Source organism: Methanosarcina sp. (assembly GCF_049706645.1).
Taxonomy (GTDB): domain Archaea; phylum Halobacteriota; class Methanosarcinia; order Methanosarcinales; family Methanosarcinaceae; genus Methanosarcina.
The window spans coordinates 1-22,538 of the sequence record NZ_JBNAKP010000019.1 but is presented as its reverse complement, the minus strand read 5'-3'; the positions used below and the strand labels follow the sequence as shown (position 1 = coordinate 22,538).

General features: G+C 42.8%; 23 protein-coding genes. 19 read left to right on the top strand and 4 right to left on the bottom strand.

Features of this window, described 5'->3' with window-relative positions:
- Positions 1-35: 35 nt before the first annotated feature.
- The 5 genes from nifE to ACPK8D_RS08020 all read left to right on the top strand — a co-directional run bounded on the left by nifE (position 36) and on the right by ACPK8D_RS08020 (position 5,931).
- Positions 36-1,616, top strand: coding sequence for a nitrogenase iron-molybdenum cofactor biosynthesis protein NifE (gene nifE / locus ACPK8D_RS08040; protein ID WP_424717339.1), 1,581 nt, complete (start codon positions 36-38; stop codon positions 1,614-1,616).
- 16 nt (positions 1,617-1,632) lie between these two features.
- Complete coding sequence (locus ACPK8D_RS08035; protein ID WP_424717338.1) at positions 1,633-3,180, top strand: nitrogenase component 1; 1,548 nt, start codon at positions 1,633-1,635, stop codon at positions 3,178-3,180.
- Positions 3,180-3,971 (top strand): molybdate ABC transporter substrate-binding protein, encoded by a 792-nt coding sequence (gene modA / locus ACPK8D_RS08030; RefSeq protein WP_424717337.1) that lies wholly within the window; start codon positions 3,180-3,182, stop codon positions 3,969-3,971. The genes ACPK8D_RS08035 and modA overlap by 1 nt, the downstream gene beginning before the upstream one ends.
- Before the next feature lie 135 nt (positions 3,972-4,106).
- Positions 4,107-4,772, top strand: a complete 666-nt coding sequence (gene modB, locus ACPK8D_RS08025) for a molybdate ABC transporter permease subunit (RefSeq protein WP_424717336.1) — start codon at positions 4,107-4,109, stop codon at positions 4,770-4,772.
- A gap of 28 nt (positions 4,773-4,800) precedes the next feature.
- Positions 4,801-5,931 (top strand): ABC transporter ATP-binding protein, encoded by a 1,131-nt coding sequence (locus tag ACPK8D_RS08020; RefSeq protein ID WP_424717335.1) that lies wholly within the window; start codon positions 4,801-4,803, stop codon positions 5,929-5,931.
- A gap of 106 nt (positions 5,932-6,037) precedes the next feature.
- Here ACPK8D_RS08020 and ACPK8D_RS08015 read toward each other — a convergent pair whose 3' ends face one another.
- Positions 6,038-6,997 (bottom strand): class I SAM-dependent methyltransferase, encoded by a 960-nt coding sequence (locus ACPK8D_RS08015; protein ID WP_424717334.1) that lies wholly within the window; start codon positions 6,995-6,997, stop codon positions 6,038-6,040.
- Positions 6,998-7,186: 189 nt separating this feature from the next.
- On the opposite strand from ACPK8D_RS08015, the gene ACPK8D_RS08010 reads away from it, so the two are divergent.
- From ACPK8D_RS08010 to ACPK8D_RS08000, 3 genes are all read left to right on the top strand, one after another.
- On the top strand, positions 7,187-7,531 hold the full coding sequence (locus ACPK8D_RS08010; RefSeq protein WP_424717333.1) for a P-II family nitrogen regulator: 345 nt from the start codon (positions 7,187-7,189) through the stop codon (positions 7,529-7,531).
- 10 nt (positions 7,532-7,541) lie between these two features.
- The gene (locus ACPK8D_RS08005; RefSeq protein ID WP_424717332.1) at positions 7,542-8,738 is read left to right on the top strand and encodes an ammonium transporter; all 1,197 of its coding nucleotides are present in this window, start codon (positions 7,542-7,544) and stop codon (positions 8,736-8,738) included.
- A gap of 527 nt (positions 8,739-9,265) precedes the next feature.
- Positions 9,266-10,480, top strand: coding sequence for an ammonium transporter (locus ACPK8D_RS08000; RefSeq protein WP_424717331.1), 1,215 nt, complete (start codon positions 9,266-9,268; stop codon positions 10,478-10,480).
- A gap of 101 nt (positions 10,481-10,581) precedes the next feature.
- Here ACPK8D_RS08000 and ACPK8D_RS07995 read toward each other — a convergent pair whose 3' ends face one another.
- Positions 10,582-10,911, bottom strand: coding sequence for a YnfA family protein (locus ACPK8D_RS07995; RefSeq protein WP_424717330.1), 330 nt, complete (start codon positions 10,909-10,911; stop codon positions 10,582-10,584).
- Entirely contained in the window at positions 10,908-11,285 is a 378-nt protein-coding gene (locus ACPK8D_RS07990; protein ID WP_424717329.1) for a YnfA family protein, read from the bottom strand. Before ACPK8D_RS07990 ends, ACPK8D_RS07995 begins: the two co-directional genes overlap by 4 nt.
- Before the next feature lie 289 nt (positions 11,286-11,574).
- On the opposite strand from ACPK8D_RS07990, the gene ACPK8D_RS07985 reads away from it, so the two are divergent.
- The 3 genes from ACPK8D_RS07985 (at position 11,575) to ACPK8D_RS07975 (ending at position 13,429) form a co-directional block, all read left to right on the top strand.
- On the top strand, positions 11,575-12,627 hold the full coding sequence (locus tag ACPK8D_RS07985; protein ID WP_424717328.1) for a permease: 1,053 nt from the start codon (positions 11,575-11,577) through the stop codon (positions 12,625-12,627).
- A 115-nt stretch (positions 12,628-12,742) separates the two neighbouring features.
- Complete coding sequence (locus ACPK8D_RS07980; protein WP_424717327.1) at positions 12,743-12,976, top strand: thioredoxin family protein; 234 nt, start codon at positions 12,743-12,745, stop codon at positions 12,974-12,976.
- A 69-nt stretch (positions 12,977-13,045) separates the two neighbouring features.
- Positions 13,046-13,429, top strand: coding sequence for a putative zinc-binding protein (locus ACPK8D_RS07975; protein ID WP_424717326.1), 384 nt, complete (start codon positions 13,046-13,048; stop codon positions 13,427-13,429).
- 285 nt (positions 13,430-13,714) lie between these two features.
- On the opposite strand, the gene ACPK8D_RS07970 is transcribed toward ACPK8D_RS07975, so the two are convergent.
- Positions 13,715-13,873 (bottom strand): hypothetical protein, encoded by a 159-nt coding sequence (locus tag ACPK8D_RS07970; RefSeq protein ID WP_424717325.1) that lies wholly within the window; start codon positions 13,871-13,873, stop codon positions 13,715-13,717.
- Positions 13,874-14,299: 426 nt separating this feature from the next.
- On the opposite strand from ACPK8D_RS07970, the gene ACPK8D_RS07965 reads away from it, so the two are divergent.
- From ACPK8D_RS07965 to ACPK8D_RS07930, 8 genes are all read left to right on the top strand, one after another.
- Entirely contained in the window at positions 14,300-15,154 is an 855-nt protein-coding gene (locus tag ACPK8D_RS07965; protein WP_424717324.1) for a universal stress protein, read from the top strand.
- 21 nt (positions 15,155-15,175) lie between these two features.
- Entirely contained in the window at positions 15,176-16,246 is a 1,071-nt protein-coding gene (gene arsB, locus ACPK8D_RS07960) for an ACR3 family arsenite efflux transporter (RefSeq protein WP_424717323.1), read from the top strand.
- A gap of 849 nt (positions 16,247-17,095) precedes the next feature.
- Positions 17,096-19,009 (top strand): NADH-quinone oxidoreductase subunit L, encoded by a 1,914-nt coding sequence (locus ACPK8D_RS07955; RefSeq protein ID WP_424717322.1) that lies wholly within the window; start codon positions 17,096-17,098, stop codon positions 19,007-19,009.
- Complete coding sequence (locus ACPK8D_RS07950) at positions 19,006-19,875, top strand: respiratory chain complex I subunit 1 family protein (RefSeq protein WP_424717321.1); 870 nt, start codon at positions 19,006-19,008, stop codon at positions 19,873-19,875. Before ACPK8D_RS07955 ends, ACPK8D_RS07950 begins: the two co-directional genes overlap by 4 nt.
- 14 nt (positions 19,876-19,889) lie before the next feature.
- On the top strand, positions 19,890-20,360 hold the full coding sequence (locus ACPK8D_RS07945) for an NADH-quinone oxidoreductase subunit B family protein (RefSeq protein ID WP_424717320.1): 471 nt from the start codon (positions 19,890-19,892) through the stop codon (positions 20,358-20,360).
- Positions 20,353-20,703 carry an NADH-quinone oxidoreductase subunit C gene (locus ACPK8D_RS07940; RefSeq protein WP_424717319.1) on the top strand — a complete coding sequence of 117 codons (351 nt, stop codon included), beginning with the start codon at positions 20,353-20,355 and terminating at the stop codon, positions 20,701-20,703. The genes ACPK8D_RS07945 and ACPK8D_RS07940 overlap by 8 nt, the downstream gene beginning before the upstream one ends.
- 22 nt (positions 20,704-20,725) lie before the next feature.
- Entirely contained in the window at positions 20,726-21,802 is a 1,077-nt protein-coding gene (locus tag ACPK8D_RS07935; protein ID WP_424717318.1) for a nickel-dependent hydrogenase large subunit, read from the top strand.
- 16 nt (positions 21,803-21,818) lie between these two features.
- Positions 21,819-22,184: a 4Fe-4S binding protein gene (locus tag ACPK8D_RS07930; protein WP_424717317.1), complete on the top strand. Its 366-nt coding sequence runs from the start codon at positions 21,819-21,821 to the stop codon at positions 22,182-22,184.
- Positions 22,185-22,538: the final 354 nt, after the last annotated feature.

Genomic DNA, 22,538 nt, shown 5'->3' with positions numbered 1-22,538 from the left:
AAACCTGGAAACAGAAGCAGAGGGGAGTGAAAGAGATGATTGAGAAAACCGGGATAGTGGATACTCTCGAAGAAAGGCAACCATACATCACCAGAAAGCAGGAAAAGGGGCAGGTAGTTCCTCTTGCCTGCGATAACAACTCCCTTGCAGGAGCCATCAGCCAGCGGGCATGCGTCTATTCGGGAGCCCGGGTTGTCTTAAACCCCGTAACAGATGCCGTCCATCTGGTTCACGGCCCTATCGGCTGTGCAGGCTATACCTGGGATATTCGGGGTGCAAAATCCAGCGGGCTTGAAACGAACCGCAGCAGTTTCAGCACGGATATGAAAGAGATCGATGTCGTATTCGGAGGAGAGAAAAAACTCTCAAACGCAATCGACGAACTGGTGGGCATTTACCATCCCCCGGTGGTCTTCGTGTATTCCACATGCATTGTAGGAATTATCGGAGACGACCTTGATTCCGTATGCAAAACAGCAAGCAAGACGCACAATATCCCGGTACTTCCCGTAAAGTCCGAAGGTTTCAAAGGAAACAAGTCCGACGGGTACAAGGCTGCCTGTGACGCCTTAAAAAAGCTGATCAAAAGACCTCAGGAGGACGGAACTGCAAAAAAAAGCCTGAGGCCTACTGAAACCATAAAGCCGAAGATTAACATTTTAGGGGATTTCAACGTGGCCGGAGACGTCTGGCTCATAAAGCCTCTCTTTGAGCAAATGGGAATCGAGGTTATAGTCTCAATGACAGGGGACTCGACTGCAAAATCCATCTCAAGAGCCGCCGAAGCCGACCTTAATCTTGTCCAGTGCAGCGGGTCCATGATGTATCTTGCAAAATGGATGCAGGAAGAGTTTGAGGTCCCGTATTTAAACGTAAGTTTCTTCGGAATCGAAGATATCTCTCTGGCCCTGCGAAAAACTGCGGATTACTTTGGCTCTGAAGCTATGAAAGAAAAAGCCGAAAAAATCCTGGAAACCGAAACAAACCGCATAATGCCTGAAATCGTCGGGGTTCGGGAAAGGGTCAGGGGAAAAAAGGCCGCCATCTACATGGGAGGGCCTGCAAAAGCTCTCACGCTTATCAAAGGCTTTTCGGAACTGGAAATGGAAGTAGTCATTATCGGGACCCAGACCGGGAAAAAAGAGGATTACGAGCAGATCAGTTATTCGGTAAGGGACGGCACAGTTATTGTGGATGATGCAAATCCTCTTGAGCTTGCCGAATTGCTCGTGAAACAGAAAGCCGACCTCATGGTTGCAGGGGTAAAAGAGAGATTTATCGCATACAAGCTGGGTGTTGCTTTCTGTGATTTCAACCACGACAGGGTGGTGGAGTTCGAAGGTTTTGACGGCTTTGTAAACTTCGCGAAGGAGGTGGACGCCTCTATCAACAGCCCTGTCTGGAAAGCTGTCAGGCAACGGATTCTGAAACCCGAAGCAATAGAATCAAAGAAAAAGTTAGAGAAAAAATCAGAGAGAACAGAAAAAGCAGCAGTAAAAGAAATGGCTCCAGGCGAACCGTACGCCGAAGAGTATGAAGATATAACCATTGAACCAGGCATCGAACCGGGCTTCCTGAACCCGGAACCGGATAGTGCAGTTGAGAGCCAGGCGTAAGGAAGAGGTAATCGAGATGACGAAAAGAAACTATGCTACTGTGAACCCCTGTATCATGTGCCAGCCCATGGGAAGTGCCCTCGCTTTCAAGGGAATTGAAAATACCATGGTCCTCTACCACGGCTCCCAGGGCTGCAGCACCTACATGCGCCTGCACCTTGCCCACCACTTCAGGGAACCTGTGGACATTGCATCAAGTTCTCTCAGTGAAAAAGGAGCGGTCTACGGAGGCAGGGAAAACCTGAAAAAAGGGTTGAGAAACGTGATCAACAGGTACAACCCGAAAGTGATCGGAGTTGCCACCACCTGCCTTGCCGAAACAATAGGAGACGATGTGCCTTCGATTATCCGGGAATTCAAAGAGGAGGAAGGGCTTGGAGATGACCCTGAAAAAGATATCATAATCATTCAGGTTTCCACCCCCAGCTACGGGGAAAGCCATGTAAGCGGGTATATAAAAGCCCTGGACGCAGTTGTCAGGAAGTTTACTGAAAACCCGGAAAAACCGAAAATTCCGGAAGATATCGAGATCATGGATTACATGGAAAATATGGAAATTCTGGAATATACGGAAATTCTGGAAAAAGAAAAGGCAAAGGAAAACTCCCAGGAAGCAAAAAGTCCTGATATGAAAGAAGCCGCAAATGGCAAACTCAACCTTATCCCGGTCGAGAGTCTCTCCCCAGCCGACGTGAGGGAACTGAATGAAATCCTTGCAGAGACTGCAGGAGATTACATATTCCTGCCTGATATCTCCGAGACCTTTGATGCACCCCTGAAGGAGGGACTTCCAAAAATAGCCTCCGGAGGTACTCCGCTTTCCGAGATTGCCGATATGCCAAACAGCCGGGCAAGCCTCGGCCTGGGTGTTGTCAGTGCAAACCTGGCTGTGGAATATCTTGAAGCTTCCCATGGAGTTCCGGGACATAATGTCCCAATACCTATCGGACTTTCAAACACCGACCTCTTCTTTACGGAACTGGTCAACATCATCGGCTGCCCTGTCCCTGAAAAATACCAGAAAGAAAGGGGCAGGCTCCTCGATGCCATGGTAGATGTCCACAAATACCTTTATGGTGTAAAAGCCGCGGTCTACGGGGATCCTGATCTGGTATTCAGCCTGACGACTTTTATGCTGGAACTCGGAATGCATCCCGTGCTGGTAGCCACAGGGAGCAAAAGCCGGTACTTTGGGAAGAAAATCGGGCAAATTTTCGAAGAGATAAGGCCGGAACTGAAATATTCGGTTCTGGATGGAATTGACTTTGACAGTCTCAATGATGCGGTCACTGAACGCAGCCCTGATATCCTGATAGGGAACTCAAACGGCAGATACATCGCAAAAGCAAGGGACATTCCTCTTGTAAGGGTCGGCCTGCCAATACATGACAGGGTAGGCGCACAGCGTATTCTTACTGTCGGATACAGGGGAGCGATGGAACTGCTGGACAGGCTCACCAATACGATCCTTGAAGCGACGGATACTTTTACCGCACCCATGCAGGTAGAGCCGGCAGCATATACCAGTAAAGGAACTGAAGAAGAACGCACGGAAGGAATATGATGAACGGAAGAAGATTGATACTTCCGATTTTTGCAGCAGTTCTCTGCCTTGGAATAGTCGCCTTCCTTGCAGTTTCCCCCGGGGCAGAAGAAAAGCCGACAACAATTACGGTTTCAGCCGCTGCAAGCCTTACCGAGGCGTTTACTGATATTGCAAAAGAGTTTGAAAATGCCCATCCCGGCACAGGGGTAAAACTGAATCTGGCAGGTTCAGGTACTCTTCGGACACAGATTGAATCCGGGGCACCTGTTGATGTATTCGCATCGGCTTCCGAGAGCGATATGGACCTTCTTTCCGAGAAGAACCTGATTGAAAAGGATTCAAGAAAAGACTTTGCAGCAAACACCATCGTTATGGTAGTGCCTGAAAAAAAAGACTTTGAGACCCCAGAGACCTTAGAAGACCTGACTGCAGATAGTGTAGAGAAAATAGCAATTGGAAACCCCGAAACTACACCTATAGGAAAATATACAAAACATGCACTGGAAAAAGCCGGGATCTGGGAAGAACTTGAAGGCAAAGTCATCCTTGGAGAAAATGTGAAGCAGGTACTCACTTATGTGGAAACCGGAGAAGTCGATGCAGGTTTTGTGTTCATTACAGATGCCGAAAGCGGGCAGAAAGACCTGTACGAAATAGCATTTACAGTCCCTGTTAACGAGTCTATAACTTACCCCATAGCAGTGGTAAGTGCATCAGCAGATAAGGAAGAAGCTCAGGAATTCGTCGCTTTCGTAACCGGAACCAGAGGACAGGAAATCCTGGCAGAATACGGCTTCAAATCAGCATAATATTTCCCTTAACTAGGGAACTCCGAACCAGAAACAAAGCATAAAATGAAAAACAGAAACCGAAAAGAGCTTTAATTGATAAAAAAGCTCTAAAATTCTCAGGACCAAAAAAATAGCATAAAAAAGAGGGATTTAATGGAAAACTTTCAATTAATCGCGACCCCACTTTTACTGACCCTCAAGATTTCAGCCATTGCAACCCTCTTTGTGGCGGTGCTGGGAATTTTAATTGCTTATATGCTGGCAAAAAGGGAGTTCCCCGGAAAATGGGCAGCTGACGTTATGATTACTCTGCCTATGGTTCTTCCCCCGACTGTAACCGGGTATATCCTTGTTATCCTGCTGGGAAAAAACGGAATGCTGGGAAGCATCTTCACCAGAATTACCGGAAACGGGATACTCTTTACCTGGCAGGCAGCAGCCATTGCAGCTTTTGTAGTCTCTTTGCCTCTGATGGTAAAGACCACCACCTCGGCCATCGGGGCAGTGGACAGGAGTGTTGAGGAAGCAGCCCGTATTCTTGGGAGAAATGAATTCGAAACTGCGCTCTTCATAACGCTTCCCCTTGCAAAAAAAGGCATTATTGCAGGCTGCGTCCTGAGCTTTGCAAGGGCTGTCGGAGAGTTCGGAGCGACCCTGATGGTCGCAGGAAATATCCAGGGAAAAACCAGTACCATGCCTCTTTCCATTTACGGGGCATACCAGACAGGAAATAACGAACTTGCAAACATGCTTGTGCTTGTCCTGGTTGTCATCTCCCTCATAACTATTGCAGCTACCAGCAAACTGGGAGAACGATAAAAAAGAAACTTTAAGGTGAGAGTAAGGAATGCCTGTTGAAGTTGACATTGAAAAGGAATTTTACGGAAGAAAACACACAAAAAAGAAAGGGAAAAATCCCAGCTTTTCAGTGCACTGTAGCTTTGATGCCGGTTCCGATTTTGTGGTCCTGTTCGGCTGTTCAGGTTCAGGAAAAACCACATCTCTCCGCTGCATTGCAGGGCTTGAAAACCCGGATGCAGGGACTATAAAAGTAAACAATACTGTATACTTTGACAGTAGAAAGAAAATAAACCTCCCTGCCCAGAAACGGAAAATAGGGTACATGTTCCAGGAAAATGCCCTTTTTCCGCATATGAATGTTCGGCAGAATATAGAGTTCGGGCTCAAAGGTCTGAATTATTCTACAAAAGTCGAAAGAGTAAACGAGATGCTTGACCTTGTGGGAATAGAAGAACTTGAGTTTGCATATCCCGATGAACTTTCCGGCGGCCAGAAGCAGAAAGTTGCACTTGCAAGAGCCCTTGCTCCCGATCCGGAAGTCCTGCTCCTTGACGAGCCTTTTTCAGCTCTCGACACAGTCGTCCGTCTGAAATTGAGAAAAGAGCTTCAAGCAATCCAGAATAAACTGGGAATTCCAGTAATCTTCATTACCCATGACCCTGTCGAAGCCTTTACTATGGCAGACAGGATGGTAGTTTTCGATAATGGCAGGGTACAGCAACTTGGCTCACCTGAGGATATATTCTACCACCCGAAAACCCGTTATGTAGCCGAACTTGTGGGTTTCTCAAACCTCTTTGACGATGCCGTGGTAGAAGGGCACGGGCACGGAGGCGAGTGTACTTTCCTCTGGTCCCTGGGTACGGAAATTACCGCTCCCTATATCAGGCGCATGGCAGGAGATAAAGTTAGCTGGGGAATCAGGCCTGAAAATATCGAACTTGTAGACAGTTCCGTTGCCCATACAATCCGGAAGGAAGACCAAAAGAACCTGCTTGGCGGCGTGATAAGGAATGTGGTGAACAAGGGCGCAAGCAGGATAATGTCCCTGAAATTAAAAGGCAGCGAGTCCGTCCTGAATATTGAGATTGCAAACCATATCTTCGACTCGTTAAAAATAGGAAAAGGAGACGAATGCATGGTAAGGATCAGGACTTCGGATATGATTGTATTCTAATTCGCTTATGATCCTGTTTTATGTGAGATGTTGTTTTAAGCAAGGGAAGTTTCCTTTCCGACAAAAAGGAAGCTTCTACCCTGATTTTCTATATTACATTTCCAGATTACTCTCTTTTTACAGCTTTCAGGATCGCTGCCCCTTCCACACTCTCAACCTCTACTGCGAAGCCCACATCTTCAAAAAGCCCTCGCCATCCGGCTTCCGAGAGTTGAGGCCCGTGATGGTGTTGTTGGGCAAGCGGTTCGACTGCGATCAACAGGCCGCCGTTTTTAAGCACTCTTTTTATCTCAAAAAGGGCAAATTTAATGTCTTCAAGGTGATGAAGCATGAAAAAGCAGGTAGCTATATCCGCCGAACCGGCTTCAAAAGGCAGGGCATAGGCACTTCCTGTCCTGAACTCAACATTCGGCGCGCCAAGGATATCGGCATTCATCTGCGCCTGGCCTGTAAGAGAATCATGAAGATCTATCCCGTAAACTTTTGAATCCGGATTGTTCCTTGCAAGCTCCAGGGTAAGGCTTCCGAAACCGCTGCCAATATCCAGGATCGTTTCCCCTTTTATGTCAGGAAGCACGGCAGGAAGCACCTGTGCCCGCACACGGGCCATGCGGTCTTCAGGAAATGTTGCTTGCTTCGCTTTTTCCGCATCGATTGTCATAAAAGGAAGGATAGCATAGACCTTTGACCCGTTAACTGCAATAAGCCCTCTTACGTAAATCCTGCCTGTTTCAGCTACTATAGATTCCACAACCGAAACTCCGACATTCCCGCAAAAACGCATATTCCATTCTTCCCTTTTCTCAGGAAACCGGATATCCAGGGGCGTATGTACCACAATATAATGAGAATATTCCGGCTTGAAATAATCCGACACGGATTCAGGCTCATTCAGGTGGATCTCACTGACACTCTCCCTGAAAAGAGCAAGAATTTGCAGGGAAACCTCGTCAGCCTCGTTTCTTATGCTTCCAATTTCTCCGAACATAACTCTAAGTTTGTTTTTGGGGGATAAAAGCTCTCTTGCAGGAACGCGGAAAACAGAAAGAGAAGTCACACCAGTCATTTCGGATTTCCTTTTTTACATATCCATATTAACCACATTGGGAACGGAAGAACCTATTTCAGACTCTGTAACAAAAGAAAAGGCTCCGTTTACTTTAGCAGTTTTTATTAACTAGACAAATATTCAATGCCCCGGTAGAAATCTTTAAGTAGTATAAAGTAGGATACTGGATACCGATTGGTGGTCACGATGAAGTACATAATTGCAATGATAAGACCAGAAAGGCTTGATGCGGTTAAACAGGAACTTCAAAGGATCGAAGTAAATGGATTAACAGTGTCATCAGTTGCCGGTTATGGTGCACAAAAAGGGCATCTGGAAGCCCGCAAATCAGCGGGGCGTGAAGCAAATCTTCTTGAGAAAATCAAGCTTGAGATCGTAGTTAACGATAACTTCTTGCAGCCTACAATTGAAGCAATAAAAAAAGGGGCAAGAGATAATGACGGTTACGTAGGAAGCGGCAAGATATTCGTGCTGCCAATTGAGGATGTAATACGAATCCGGACAAACGAAGCCGGACCTGATGCTATTTGAGGGGATAAATATGGCTATTGAAGCAGCAGATACAGTATGGGTACTGATTTCATCTGCACTTGTATTATTAATGGTTCCCGGACTTGCCCTCTTTTACGGCGGGCTGGTCCAGCGTAAAAACGTCCTGAGCAGCATGATGCATTCCTTTGTTGCAATGGGAGTAATGGCTCTGGTATGGGTGATAGTAGGTTACTCGCTTGCTTTTGGAGAAGGCAACTGGTTTGTGGGTGGTCTTGAATATGCGTTCCTGAACGGGATTGACGCGTACTCGGTAACTGGCACAATTCCGACCTATGCATTTGTTGCATTCCAGGGAATGTTTGCGATAATTACACCTGCCCTGATTTCAGGTGCAATTGTAGGACGTGTAAAGTTTAAATCTTACATCGCGTTCATTGCCCTGTGGGGGCTTCTTGTATACGCACCTGTCTGCCACTGGGTCTGGGGCGGAGGGTTCCTGACAGGAGAAGCTCTGGACTTTGCAGGCGGCACGGTTGTCCATATAACTTCAGGTATCTCCTCGCTTGCAATCTTAACCTACCTTGGCAAGAGAAGGGGCTATGGAGTAGATGCAATAAAACCGCATAACGTTACTCTGACGCTCCTTGGAACCGGGCTGCTCTGGTTTGGATGGTTCGGATTCAACGCAGGGTCTTCCCTTGCTGCAAATGAGATCGCAGCTCTTGCATTCATTACAACGCTTATAGCTCCTGCAGCCGCAGGGTTTGTCTGGATGGCACTTGAATGGCACCACCTGGGGCACCCGACTGCTCTTGGATTTGCAACGGGAGTCCTGGCAGGGCTTGTTGCAATAACCCCGGGTGCGGGTTTTGTCACGCCAATGGCAGCAATTCCTATAGGTATTATCACAAGTTTCGTATGTTATAAAGCTGTAGAACTCAAAGGAAGGTTCGGATATGACGACTCTCTGGACGCATTTGGGGTCCACGGAGTAGGCGGAATAACAGGTGCGCTTTTAACGGGCGTATATGCAAGCGTGGGATCGGCTACCGGACTCCTTACCGGAAACGCCGGCCAGATGTGGATCCAGTTTGAGGGTGTTGTCTTCACAATGACTTATGCCGCTCTCCTTACCCTGGTGATCGGGTTTGTACTCAACAGGACGATAGGGCTTAAGGTCAGTGAGAGTGAAGAAAACATCGGACTTGACAAAACACAGCATGGTGAGGTTGCATATAACATTTGAGTACAGGCAAGCTTTACCTGTACTTTTCTAGTTTTTACCGTAATATGGAACAATAGAGGCAAAAGTTCTCTAAGTTCCCTATGCACCCAGTAAAACGTACACGCTTTCGGGCCGAACTCCAATTAATCGAGTCTGCTGGCTTGTCTGGCATCTTGACTTCGCAATCGCGGGTATGCAACCGCATGTTTCACAATCCTGCCGTTCTCCTGTGCAGGAAGATAGAGGACTTAAAGCGTAAATTTAAAAAACGTAATTTTTGCAGAATGCTCAGTTTTGTGAATAGCAAAAGATCGTTTCCATGAAACCAGGGTTTTCTGCCGTTAATTATCTCATGCCTCTTTTATTCGGCGTTTTCTACTTTTCCGCATTGGGAAACCCCATCTCTAATTGTTTCTTCCCGTAGAGTTATCTGGAAATTATATTTCGAGTAATATGAGGGGTGGAAATAGTTAAGTACGATAAGATAGGAAAAAGGTAAGATATTTGAGATTTCCTAGTTATCATATAAAAGTAGATGGGATGAAAAGATGTTAAATACTGGTTCAACAGGCTTTATGCTGCTTGCGACAAGTCTTGTAATGCTCATGACTCCTGGTCTGGCATTCTTTTACGGGGGGCTCTCCTGTAAGCGAAACATTCTAGGAATTATGATGCAGAGTTTTGTTTCTATGGGCTTGACAACCGTTCTGTGGTTTATTGTCGGGTATTCTCTATGCTTCAGCGGCGGGGAAGGTGCAATCATAGGAAACCTGGACAAGATGTTTTTGAATGGAATTACCCCAATTGCCATGTTTAAAGATACGGGATTCCCGGAACTCGTATTCGTGGCTTACCAGATGATGTTTGCAATTATCACGCCGGCCCTGATTACGGGAGCCTTTGCAAACCGGGTTACGTTTAAGGCTTACATAATTTTCCTTGTTCTCTGGCAGCTTTTTGTTTACTATCCTTTTGTACATATGGTCTGGGGAGGCGGCCTGCTTGCAGAAATGGGAATTATTGACTTTGCAGGTGGAATCGTAGTCCATGCGACAGCCGGATTTGCAGCCCTTGCTTCGGTTTTTTATGTAGGCTCAAGAAGGTACAGAAGAACGAAACCGAACAGTATTCCTTTAATGGCCATTGGTACTGCTCTTCTCTGGTTCGGATGGTACGGCTTTAACGCCGGAAGTGAACTGAATGTGGACGGAATTACCGCACTCGCATTCCTGAACAGCGACATTGCAGCTTCTTTTGCAGCCATTACCTGGATGATAATAGAATGGTCCAGGGAGAGAAAACCGAAATTTGTCGGGCTTATGACAGGAGCAGTTGCAGGCCTTGCAACAATTACTCCTGCAGCTGGCCTTGTTTCTTTGCCTGTAGCTGCACTGATGGGCATCCTCGGATCGATTGTCTGTTACTTTGCAGTACACCTTAAAAACAAGATGGAATGGGATGATGCCCTTGATGTATGGGGTGTACACGGAGTTGGAGGCGTTACCGGGACCATTCTCCTTGGAGTCTTTGCTTCAACTGTCGTAAACCCGGCAGGAACTGACGGGCTGCTTTATGGCGGCACTGCATTCTTTATCAAAGAAGTCGTGGTTGTTGCAGCTACTTCTGTCTATGCATTCGTGTTTACCTACATTATGCTGATGTTGATAAATGCAGTAACTCCGGTGAAAGTTACAGAGGAAGAACAGCTTGTAGGCCTGGATATTTCTCTTCATGGCGAATGTGCCTACGACACAATTCATTGAGAAAAAAGGTTTATTCAGTTAAGTAAAAAGAGTTAGGGGTAAACCCTGGACCTCCTACCTTTTTCTCTTTTCCTTCTTGCCCTTTCCCGTACACTGACCCGTTAGCGAGGCATATAGAACATTATCAGCACACCTGCAAGTGCGATCAATGCCCCTATTATCTCATATTTGTCGGGGTTTTTCTTATCGACAAGGGCTCCCCAGATCAGGGATGAAACAATAAAGATTCCTCCGTAGGCAGCATAAACCCTGCCGAAATGTGCGGGCTGGAAGGTGGGGATTATCCCGTAGACCGCCAGTATCAGTCCTCCGAGCAGCCCGAAGACTGCCCCTTTATTTTCCCTTAACCAGAGCCAGACAAGGTAGCCTCCTCCGATTTCAAAAAGGGCAGCCAGAAAAAACAGAGCAAGAGAAATAGCAGGATCAATCACTTATTATCATCCTCTCTCGGCCAGTAGTAAATAATTGACACTCCGATGAGAATAATCAGGGCGCCTATGAGATCGTAGGTATCTGGAGGGATTTTATCGAAGATCCAGCCCCATAAAAGGGACATAACAACAAAAATGCCACCATAAGTTGCATATATCCTGTGGAAGTAAGACGGCTGGAAAGTGGGCACGATTCCGTATAAAAACAGGATAATTGCCCCTGAAAATGCAAAAATAAGTTCCCTGCCTTCACGTAGCCACAGCCACAGAAGGTAGCCTCCCCCTATCTCAAAAATGCCTGCAAGGATAAACAGGAGAATGGTATACAGAAAGCACCTCTTTCTGGAAATGCATTCGGATTCGATTTTAACCATATTCTTCAAACATTGCTAGAAATATATATATAAATACACTGATGGGAGGAATACTCCTGACTAAAATTAACGATCGATCCTTTTGAAGTATATATAATATATAGCCTTGAACATTATTCCTGAATTTCAGTCCCGGACTTTAGCCTGGATCTGGATATTATAAAATTGAACGATTTATGATGGGATATGATCCAGAAAATTATTTCAAATACGTTTGAAACAGGAATTTATATATATGTTGAAGAGTTATTTCAAATATATTTGAAATAGGAATTCCGGATCTGGAAAAATGACCCTGGACTACATTGTATATCTAATATCGATTGGGTTTCAGTCGCTGCAGGAATATCTGGCCCTTCATGTACTGATGTGCCTCCTACCTGCCTTTCTTCTAGCTGGAGCAATAGCCTCCCTCTTTTCTAAAGAATCCGTATTGAAGTTCTTTGGCGCAGATACCCCAAAATATATTTCATATACCGTAGCTGCGGCTTCAGGCTGTCTTCTTGCAGTCTGCAGTTGTACGGCTCTTCCTCTTTTTGCGGGAATATACAAAAGAGGAGCAGGTATAGGCCCTGCAACCACTTTTCTTTTCTCTGCTCCTGCAATCAATATTCTTGCAGTTGTTTATACCGCAAAAATCCTGGGATATGACCTTGGAGCTGCAAGGGCCTTTTCGGCTGTGCTTCTTTCAGTGTTTATAGGCCTGACAATGTCTCTGATTTACGAAAGGAAAGGAGCGGAACACAGTTCCATAAAAACCTTTGGAGAAGAAGAGCACAAACATACTGTTCAGCTTTTTATTTTGCTAATTGCAGTTCTTGTAGCGCCGGAATTCATGTCCTCCTGGGGCTGGAAATACACAAATCAGATAATTGCCTGGACACCACTGATAGCGCTTACTGCATATCTGTCTATTAAGTGGTTCTCAAAAGAGGAACTTGAAAGCTGGATGGGAGAGACCTGGTTCCTGATCAAACAAATTACCCCTCTGCTCCTCATAGGTGTATTTTTCGCAGGCATTATAGTTGAAGTGCTCCCAAAAGAGATTGTAGCATATTTTGTAGGAGGAAATTCCCTTGCTTCCAACTTTGTCGCATCTATTACAGGAGCGCTGATGTACTTCTCAACTCTTACAGAAGTGCCTATCATCAAAGCGCTTACCCTGCTTGGAATGGGAAGAGGCCCTTCTCTTGCCATGCTTCTTGCAGGCCCTGCACTCAGCCTCCCGAGTATGATTGTAATCAACAGGGTAATGGGAATAAAAAAAGGAATGACTTATATTTTCCTGGTGATATTGATTGCAACCATTTCAGGTTATACATTCGGACTTAGGATTGCATAAAAAATAATACTGAAACAAACAAGATCTAAATAACCCTACGAAGAAATGAAGGTATAGAAATCAAATAAATGATGTAGAGAATGAATAAAGTTAATAAAATTTTCAGGTGAAAAATATGAAAATCGAAATACTGGGTACTGGATGTGCAAAATGCAAAAAAACAAAGGAACTGGCAGAAAAAGCAGTTAAAGAACTGGGCGTTGATGCTGAAATCGTCAAGGTAGAGGATTTCGATAAAATTCTGGGATATGGAGTTATGGTCACGCCTGCTCTTGTAATTGACGGGGATGTTAAAGTCGCAGGAAAAGTCCCAAGCGTGAATGATATCAAAAAATGGATTAAAAAATAAAAAGCTTAAGGTTATCCAGCTACAAACTTCAATAAGGTCCAGAATCAAAAAATAGGAGAGAATGAAATTATGGCAGAAAATACAAAATGTGCGTGCGGAGCAGCCAATGTTGCAATTTTTCCCTGTGCAGGAGCTTCAAACACGGGACAGATCTCAAACAAAATTGCAATCGAACTTGTCAGGCAGGAAGTCGGAAATATGATGTGTACAGTGGGAATTGGGGCTCGAGCACCGGGCCTTATGAAATCAGCAGAATCCTCCGAAAAGATCATTGCTATTGACGGTTGTCCCGTAAACTGCGCCAGAAAAACTCTTGAACTGGCTGGCTTTAATGTAGACCGTCATATAATAATTTCCGAGCTGGGGATCAAGAAGACAAAGGATATGGATCTGAAAGAAGAAGAAGTCGCCCTTGCCCTTGAAAAAGTTGGGGAAATACTCCAGTCCAAGTGATCTCCAATTTACTTCTTTTTTTACCTACTCCTGATTCTCAGTAATCTGATCCAAACTCAGGTTTTTCACTTATTCACCAGCTTTTGATTTCAAAGGCTGGATAAGCAGAAATTGAGAATATATCAATATATGTTTATGTTAAGTCCTTGAAAAATAGACTTATTTTCTGAACAATAACTTATTTTCTGAACAATAACTTATTTTCTATCTGTGCAGGCAAACTCCTGTACAGAAATCAGCAGAGCACTGAGCGAAGAAAAGTGAAAAATTCACCTGAGAGCAGAATCATCTGCAGCAATCACATCCACCACATGAAGGAAGAAGATTTTTATTGCTATCTTCTACTTCCCAGCATTCAAAGCAGAGCTTTATTGTGCCAAGCTTCCTGTGCTTTACTCTAAGCAGTGAATTTTCATCTTTCCCACAAATAGAACATTTAACCATACTTGAACCCTCAATTAGTAATTTCATAATGCAATTTTAACCACATTTGAACTCTAAATCAATATTCTCATGCCAGTATACTCATGAAAATTCCCTTAACGTTTAGTAGATATACATTGAACTTTAAACCATACCGGTTTTGAAAGCCGTTGCAGTAAGATGTTCACTGTAACTCAGGTGTTATTATAAAAAGATTTATTTAAAGCGACAAGCTCCATTCCATTATCCTTTTTCAGGTATCTTTTCCTTTTATCTTCCTACTTTTTACTTTATTCTTTAGCTATAACCTTTATTTACCCACTTCCGAGCTTCGGCAGAAGCATTATAGTACTTATTTATGCTGCAAAAATATACTATAAAATGGAGCCTTAAAGGGATAGTGAAATAAAAAAGCTGTTGGAGTACTCTGTAACCGGGGGCGCTGGATTGATTGAAACCGTACTTGTTCCCACTGATTTCACCATAGAAACGGAAGATTTGCTCGGCTGCATAGGGGAACTAAGAAATGCCGGACTAAAGAGAGTTATTCTGCTGCATGTAGTGGATATCCATAAAGCTCAGGGGCTTGCCCCGATGTTTGAACGGCATGCAAAAGAAGAGATCGAATATCACGCGAACTTTGTCAGGGACCTTGAGCTTGAAGCCGAAACCCTGGTTGTAGTAGGAGAAGTTGCGAAAGTTATTATAGAGATTGCCAATCAAAAGAACGTTGACTGTATTATTATAGGAGCTACTACTAAAGGGCTTATAAAGGGCAGGTTCCTGGGGAGAACTACGGAATATATAGCTCACAGGTCCGAAAGGATGCTTCTTGTTGAAAAGTACAATGTCCTGAAAGAAGGAAAGGAAGTTTATGGGAAGGCGTGCCGAACAACCTTCTCCAGAATTCTTGTACCCCTGGATTTCTCAGAAGAAGCCATGAGGGCAGTTGAGCAGCTTCACGAGTTTACTGAAATTCTGAAGGAGATCGTGTTTGTCTATGTTATAGATAATATAAAAGATCTCGATCTGCTGGATGAGCAAAAAGCAGAAACAATCGGCCGGCTTCAGGAAATAGGGAAACGCTTTTCAGGAGTTACTGTCAGGTACAGCGTGCCTGAAGGCGTTCCGTCTGAAGAAATCGTTAAGCTTGCCGATATTGAAGATGTTACCCTGATCATAATGACTGCCCGGGGGAGAGGTGAAGTTAAGGAACTGTTGCTTGGAAGTACGGTAGAGAGGGTGCTCCGGCAAACCATAAAACCTGTACTTTTAATTTCGGCAAACAGAAGAAAAGAGTAAGAAGCGGGGAAGGGAGAATAAATGTCCGGGGAAAGAGAGAAAATCGAATTTGAAGAAGAAAGAGAACTCGACTTTTTCAGTAAATACCTTTCTATCTGGGTTGCAGTTTGTATAGTATTGGGAACCGTAATCGGCTATGCCTTTCCAGGCTTTGCGAATACCCTGGGAAGAATCGAGATTGCAAATGTCTCCGTACCTGTAGCTGCTGTGCTTCTTGTTATGATGTATCCCATCATGCTAAAGATAAATTTTGAGGAAATCCTCAATGTTGAAGCAAACCTTAAACCCCTTCTTCTGACCCTTGTCGTAAACTGGGTAATCAAGCCCTTTACCATGGCTTTTATTGCATGGCTTTTCATGCACGTGATCTTTGCATCATTCATTCCTGCTGACCTACAGGCTCAGTACACTGCAGGTATGATTCTCCTCGGGCTTGCTCCCTGTACGGCAATGGTACTTGTCTGGACTTATCTCGCAAAAGCTAATATTAATTATGCCCTTATTCAGGTTTCAGTGAACGATCTTGTAATCCTGATTCTCTTTGCCCCGCTAGGAAAATTCCTCCTTGGAGTTACAACCGATTTTCCTGTGCCCCTTATGACCATTTTCGCCTCGGTCGTTTTTTATGTAGCACTTCCTCTTGGTCTCGCTGTGCTGACAAGGCAGGTAGTCATAAGGAAAAAAGGAATTACCTGGTTTGAAAACAGGCTAATAAAGAGAATTGAATGGGTAACCCCTCTTGGCCTCTTAGTTACCCTTATCCTCATTTTTGTATTTCAGGGGAAAAATATCATAAATTATCCGTTGCATATTCTTCTGATTGCATTTCCTCTTGTTCTGCAGACCTATCTTATCTTCTGGATCGGGTATGCAGGCGCAAAATACCTGAAAATTCCTTACAGGGAAGCCGCTCCCTCTACATTCATTGGAGCGAGCAATTTCTTTGAACTGGCTGTAGCAGTGGCCCTTATTCTTTTCGGGATGAATTCAGGAGCAGCCCTTGCTACCGTAGTAGGTGTTCTTGTGGAAGTTCCCGTAATGCTCTCCCTGGTTAAAATTATGGATAAAAATAAAGATAAGTTCAGGTTTTGAAGAACTTATAAAATATGTTGCCATAAGTATTCACCAGGTATCTATAATATAGGCTGTCAGAAAATAGACTGTCAGGAATGCTCCATTATTATATTACACCTGTTTTTACAGTAGATAGCAAGATTAATATAAGATACAATAGAAGTAATACAGAATAATAACAAGATTATTATAAAAATAAAGTTAAAATCACTTTCTTTAAATATCCCTTTGTTATATTAATTATTGTAGTAATTTGATATTATTATTTATTGTTTATTTTAGTCTTTAAATTTAAAAAACTGTGATATTCGCAGGCTAGTCAATAAATGAATCTCAGGAGCAATATAAAAATAAACTAAAACCATTATGTTTAAATAGGGCTTTGTGTATGCTAATTTATACCACTTTGGTAGTATATTGGAACCAGTTGGTAGTATGAATTAGCATTCAGTAGTATTTATAACTATAAAATATAAAACAAGAAGAAAACAATATCTGGGGGCTATTTTGTCCATTATTCTTGTGAGTAATATAAAAGTAAAAAGAAAATCACTATCTTTAAATATGCCTTTGCTATAATTAAGAATTGGCAACATGTCGAATTTATATCGACATTATTCGCATATTATTATTTCTTGTAATTTTGATATAAGAATATTATAATATTTGAGGATTATTAGTCCATATTCTTATATACTCAGGAATTGGGCAGTTGAACTGGGAAATCAATATAAAAACCTTTCGGGAATATGAAAAATGGGTTATAAAAACGTCTTATGTACTTGGTTTGTTTTTCAACTGTATAAATTCCACCAATACGTCAGAGAATGAACAGATCGGAGGATTATAGATCGGAGGATACGCTGTATGATAGAAAATACTGTTATGCTATTAATTGCAGTACCCGTACTGTTTTCGTTTTTATTCGTAGCCCTTCCCAAATCGCTATACAAGTACCTGGCTTGGGCTTTTTTCATACTTGGGGTAGCTTTATCAGTTAGTTTAGTACTGGATGGTACTGGAGTAGTTGAGATTGGCGAACCAAATTTCGCAATGCTAGAAAATATTGTCCTTATACTCGAAGTACTGGTGATATTATTTATTCTTGGTGTGTCAGCAAAATATAAAAACTGGCCTACACTCGGGCTAGGAATAATTTCAGCAGCTGTATTTGCTTACACTTTTACCAGTCTTCCACATGCCGAAGGTGCTTCTTTTAATATTGATCAATTTTCTCAGATCATGATATTAATTGTTAATATAGTCGGTACTGCGATTATATTATTCGCAACCGGTTATATGGATGAATATGAAGAACACAGGCATTTAAACAGACAAAAAACTTTCTACTTTACGATGAGTTTCTTCCTGGCAGCCATGAATGGTCTGGTAATGGCTGACACGCTGGGATGGCTGTTTCTTTTCTGGGAACTAACAACTCTTTGTTCGTTCGTGTTAATCTCATACAACATGGATGAAGAAGGAATAAATAACGGTTTCAGGGCTCTGGCTTTAAACCTGGTTGGTGGAATTGCTCTATCTATAGGCATAATTCTGCTCGCAACATATGATATAGGTACTCTTTCTGGAATCGGAACTTACGCTGGAACTGATGCAACAACAATGGCCGCTGTAGCCCTTCCTGTTGCTTTACTCTGTATAGGAGGCTTTGCGAAATCTGCTCAGATGCCTTTCCAGAGCTGGCTCTTAGGCGCAATGGTAGCTCCAACCCCGGTTTCGGCCTTACTGCACTCAAGCACAATGGTAAATGCAGGTGTGTTTTTAGTCGTCAAACTAGTACCGGCTTTTGCGGGCACGAGTCTCGGAACAGCTATTGCAGTTTACGGTAGCTTTACCTTCGTTATGTGCTCGGCTTTAGCCTTATCCCAGAGGAATGCCAAGAGAGTACTTGCTTACTCTACAATTGCAAATCTGGGTTTAATTATCGCAAGCGCTGGAATTGGTACGCCTCTGGCTGTAGCTGCTGCGATTATGCTTATTCTGTTCCACGCCATATCAAAAGCTCTTCTGTTCCTGTGCACAGGTGAAATTGAACACACAATAGGAAGCAGAGATATTGAGGACATGTCAGGATTAATAAATAAGGCTCCTCTTCTTACCAGTCTTGCAGCTCTGGGAATGGTATCCATGCTCTTACCTCCTTTTGGGGTATTGCTTACAAAATGGGTGTCAATGGAAGCTGCTTCAAGCAACCCTATTGTGATAGTATTCCTTATACTTGGAAGTGCACTCACTACAGTTTACTATGCTAAGTGGATGGGAACAATCTTATCATCCAGCATGGATAAGAATGCAGTTCACCACAAAAAACCGGAAACGTATTTCCCACTGTCATTCCTTGGACTGGCGATTATAGTTACAAGTATATTTGTATTTTCAATATACAATTACTTCATTAAACCTCAGGTTGAAATTCTGCTTCAAGCTGCTCCTGAGATCTCAGGACAGGCTGGACAATTTACCTCTGAAATAGGGGCATTTGCTTATGCAGCAATCTTCGGAGCGCTTGCTCTGGCTATTCTGATCTATTTCGCTACCAGAAACATGTTCACTCCTCGCAGAGTTAACTATTATATGTGTGGAGAAAACAACATGGAAAAAGACGGATTAATGTTCAGAAACGGAACTTGCAGTTACGATAAGAGCAGTGTCTCTAACATCTACCTTCAAAATACCTTTGGAGAAAGTAAACTTACAGTACTCGGATATGCAATTTCGATAATTCTCATTGTAATTGCATTAGCAGGAGGAGTATTATGAACATGAACGATATTTTATTAGCTGTTCTTGTTATATTTGTAGCTCCTGTGATTGGCTGCCTATACGCAGGAATTGACAGAAAAATTACTGCAAGATTGCAGGGAAGAGTCGGTCCTCCCCTTTTGCAGCCATACTATGATGTCAGGAAGCTCCTCAGTAAAGACAATCTGGTTGTAAACCCGTCTCAAAACTTCTACGTGGTAGTGTACGTAGCCTTCTTAATTTTGAGCCTCTTGATGTTAGTGCTTAAAGCAGATATTCTGATGATAATATTTGTATACACGGTATCTTCGATAGCTCTCATAGTAGGTGGAATGAGTACTGGTTCACCATACGCCAGGATAGGAAGTTCAAGGGAAATTATGGCTATACTGGCTTATGAACCAATTTTAATATTATATGCTCTTGCCATATACTTGCTTACCGGAACTTTCAAATTATCTGCGCTGGTAGACGCATCAACCCCTCTGCTGATGTACACGCCTCTTATATTCATAGCAATGATAGTTGTTCTGAATATAAAATTGAAGAAGTCACCCTTTGACTATTCAACCTCTCACCACGGTCATCAGGAACTGGTTAAAGGTATGACGACCGAATATTCAGGGCCAGGTATGGCCGGCATTGAGATTGGGCACTTCTATGAATACGTGTTTTTAACAGGACTAATATTCGTATTCTGGGCGGTAAACCCATTGATAGGTGTGCTTATATCTGCGGCTGCTTTCTTCTTTGTAACTCTTATAGACAACATTACTGCAAGAGTGTACTGGCAATGGATGCTCAAACTAAGCTGGACAGTTTTACTGATAATTTCCATTGTAAATATAGCATTCCTGTACTTTAGTGGAGTCAAATTAGTGTAAAAAGAGGGAGACTTATGAGTTTAGCAAAATCTCCATGGATTATACATGTAAATTGTAACAGCTGCAATGGCTGTGACATTGAGGTAGTAGCCTGTCTTACACCCTTATATGATGCTGAAAGGTTTGGGGTTTTAAACATCGGTACTCCTAAGCAAGCTGATATAATGGTGGTTACAGGCTCGCTAAATTATAAAAATGTAAATGTAATTAAGAACATTTATAACCAGATTCCTGACCCCAAAGTTGTTTTAGCAGTAGGCGCCTGTGCATCTACAGGCGGGATATTCCATAACTGCTATAATGTAATAGGCGGAGTGGACCAGGTTATACCGGTAGATGCATATGTCCCCGGATGCTGCCCAAGGCCTGAAGCCATACTTGACGGCGTAGTAGCAGCACTTTCAATACTTGAAAATAAGAAGAAAGGGAATATCAAAGGAAAAGAGGTAAAATTGAAAGGAAGCGAGGTGCCATCGAATGCTTGAGAATACCATAGACTCCACAGAAATTAAGAACAGTGGAGAGCTGCTAAAAACTGTTGAGGGTTTAAAAAGTGATGGCTATCGATATTCTACTATGATATGCCTGAAAGCTAACGAAGGTCACGATTTTATATATGTCTTTGAGAAAGACAATAAATTAAAAAATCTAAGGTACTTTGTGAAACCAGGAGAGAAACCCAAGAGTGTTTCAGGCATTTATCTATGTGCACTTTTAATTGAGAATGAGTACCAGGATCTCTTCGGCTTGACTTTCGAAGGTTTAGCAATAGACTACAAAGGCCACCTTTACCTGACACCAAACAGTCCAAAGGCTCCCTTAGCTTAAAGCAATTTGAGAGGAGAATCACATGACAACCGTAATACCGTTTGGTCCTCAACATCCCGTTTTACCTGAACCAGTATCGTTAAAACTTGAACTTGACAACGATGTTGTTGTTGGAGCACTTCCCTCACTGGGCTACGTGCACAGAGGGCTTGAGAAATTCATAGACACAAAGGACTATAATCAAACCACGTATATTTGCGAGAGAATATGCGGAATATGCAGTGCCCTCCATGGTATAACTTATACAAAGGCAGTTGAAAAACTATTCGATGCCGAGATTCCTGAAAGGGCGGAGTATATAAGAGTAATAGTCGGTGAACTCAACAGAGTTCACAGTCACCTCCTCTGGCTTGGCCTGTTTGCCGATGGTTTTGGATTTGAAAGCCTCTTCTATGAATGCTGGAAGTACAGAGAGACAGTATTAGATGTACTGGAGAGAATCACTGGAAACAGAGTTATACATTCAATATCCAAAGTCGGAGGAGTTACCAAAGATCTGACTAAAGAAAATATTGATATGATTCTGAAAATGCTTGATACAGTGGAATCTCAAGTTAAAGATATCGAAAAAGTGTTTGTAAATAATTACACTGTTAAGCAGAGACTTGTAGGATTAGCTACAATGTCAAAACAACTAGCATATGAGGCTGGAACAGCTGGTCCTACACTCAGAGGAAGTGGGAACGCTGTTGACGTAAGAGAAACAGCAGACTGGGACATTTATAGGGATCTCGGTTTTAAGCCAGCCGTTGAAAAAGATGGAGATTGTTACGCCAGAACTAAAGTAAGAATCATTGAATTATACGAATCTATTAAGCTGATAAGGAATGCGATCTCCAAGATGCCTAATGGTGAAATTGCAACACCCATAAAGGGCTTCCCTACTGGTGAAGCGATTATGAGAACAGAGCAGCCCAGAGGTGAAGTTGTATATTACGTAAAAGGTAATGGTACTAAAAACCTGGAAAGGCTTAAAATAAGAACTCCTACCTTTGCAAATATACCTTCACTGTTACTAATGCTCCCAGGTGTTAGACTCGCTGATGTGCCTATAGTTGTACTTACTATAGATCCCTGCATTAGCTGCACTGAAAGATAAAAAGAAGGGTGATATAATGGGTATGTTAAACCTTGTTCTAACAAACATTTCTCGTAAACCTGCTACCAGACTTTACCCCTTCGAAATAAGGGAACCTTTTAAAGAATTTAAAGGGAGGATTGTTTTCAATCCTGAAAACTGTATTCTCTGCGGGATATGTCAAAAGAAATGCCCCCCTGATGCAATAACAGTTACCAAAGCTGATAAAATGTGGGAAATTAATTTATTTCGATGCATTATGTGCACCGAATGCGTTGTTGGTTGCCCGAAAGATTGTCTAACGATATCTAATGAAAGGCCAAAAACCGGTGCGAAAGAAACTGTTAAAACACTGGTCCCGAAAGTAGACACTCCAAAAGCGCCAAAAGCAGCTTCAAAATAAGAATTTAAAATTTATTCTTTTTTTAATGCTGCTTTAATTAAAATAAATAACCTGAAAAACAATACGGAATTTTCTCCGGTCTAAATATGGCAGCTAAGGGAATCCTTCTCAAGGATTCCCTCAAAAGCCATTGAGGTAAAAAAGTATTTTGGATTTACGATTGCTGTTTTTAATAAGTACTGTTTTTCTAATGAATATGTTTTCTATGAGTACTGTATTCATTTAATACAGTTTTTTATTGATGAGCTCGTCCCAAAACCAGGTTTTTCCTAAATTAATGAAAGTTTCAGAATTATTTTCCATGAGGAAACCCTATTGATAGTTCAAAATTCGAGATTTAGAGATCCAATTTTG

Bases quoted from the DNA above. Each gene is read 5' to 3' on its own strand.
- ACPK8D_RS07980 (WP_424717327.1), top strand. From the start codon at position 12,743: ATGAAAATCGAAATACTGGGTACTGGATGTGCAAAATGCAAAAAAACA.
- ACPK8D_RS08020 (WP_424717335.1), top strand. From the start codon at position 4,801: ATGCCTGTTGAAGTTGACATTGAAAAGGAATTTTACGGAAGAAAACAC.
- ACPK8D_RS08005 (WP_424717332.1), top strand. From the start codon at position 7,542: ATGGCTATTGAAGCAGCAGATACAGTATGGGTACTGATTTCATCTGCA.
- ACPK8D_RS07930 (WP_424717317.1), top strand. From the start codon at position 21,819: ATGGGTATGTTAAACCTTGTTCTAACAAACATTTCTCGTAAACCTGCT.
- ACPK8D_RS08015 (WP_424717334.1), bottom strand. From the start codon at position 6,997: ATGACTGGTGTGACTTCTCTTTCTGTTTTCCGCGTTCCTGCAAGAGAG.
- ACPK8D_RS07945 (WP_424717320.1), top strand. From the start codon at position 19,890: ATGAGTTTAGCAAAATCTCCATGGATTATACATGTAAATTGTAACAGC.
- nifE (WP_424717339.1), top strand. From the start codon at position 36: ATGATTGAGAAAACCGGGATAGTGGATACTCTCGAAGAAAGGCAACCA.
- ACPK8D_RS07935 (WP_424717318.1), top strand. From the start codon at position 20,726: ATGACAACCGTAATACCGTTTGGTCCTCAACATCCCGTTTTACCTGAA.
- ACPK8D_RS08035 (WP_424717338.1), top strand. From the start codon at position 1,633: ATGACGAAAAGAAACTATGCTACTGTGAACCCCTGTATCATGTGCCAG.
- modB (WP_424717336.1), top strand. From the start codon at position 4,107: ATGGAAAACTTTCAATTAATCGCGACCCCACTTTTACTGACCCTCAAG.
- ACPK8D_RS07985 (WP_424717328.1), top strand. From the start codon at position 11,575: ATGACCCTGGACTACATTGTATATCTAATATCGATTGGGTTTCAGTCG.
- ACPK8D_RS07990 (WP_424717329.1), bottom strand. From the start codon at position 11,285: ATGGTTAAAATCGAATCCGAATGCATTTCCAGAAAGAGGTGCTTTCTG.
- ACPK8D_RS07940 (WP_424717319.1), top strand. From the start codon at position 20,353: ATGCTTGAGAATACCATAGACTCCACAGAAATTAAGAACAGTGGAGAG.
- ACPK8D_RS07975 (WP_424717326.1), top strand. From the start codon at position 13,046: ATGGCAGAAAATACAAAATGTGCGTGCGGAGCAGCCAATGTTGCAATT.
- ACPK8D_RS08010 (WP_424717333.1), top strand. From the start codon at position 7,187: ATGAAGTACATAATTGCAATGATAAGACCAGAAAGGCTTGATGCGGTT.
- ACPK8D_RS08000 (WP_424717331.1), top strand. From the start codon at position 9,266: ATGTTAAATACTGGTTCAACAGGCTTTATGCTGCTTGCGACAAGTCTT.
- arsB (WP_424717323.1), top strand. From the start codon at position 15,176: ATGTCCGGGGAAAGAGAGAAAATCGAATTTGAAGAAGAAAGAGAACTC.
- ACPK8D_RS07950 (WP_424717321.1), top strand. From the start codon at position 19,006: ATGAACATGAACGATATTTTATTAGCTGTTCTTGTTATATTTGTAGCT.
- modA (WP_424717337.1), top strand. From the start codon at position 3,180: ATGAACGGAAGAAGATTGATACTTCCGATTTTTGCAGCAGTTCTCTGC.
- ACPK8D_RS07970 (WP_424717325.1), bottom strand. From the start codon at position 13,873: ATGGTTAAATGTTCTATTTGTGGGAAAGATGAAAATTCACTGCTTAGA.
- ACPK8D_RS07955 (WP_424717322.1), top strand. From the start codon at position 17,096: ATGATAGAAAATACTGTTATGCTATTAATTGCAGTACCCGTACTGTTT.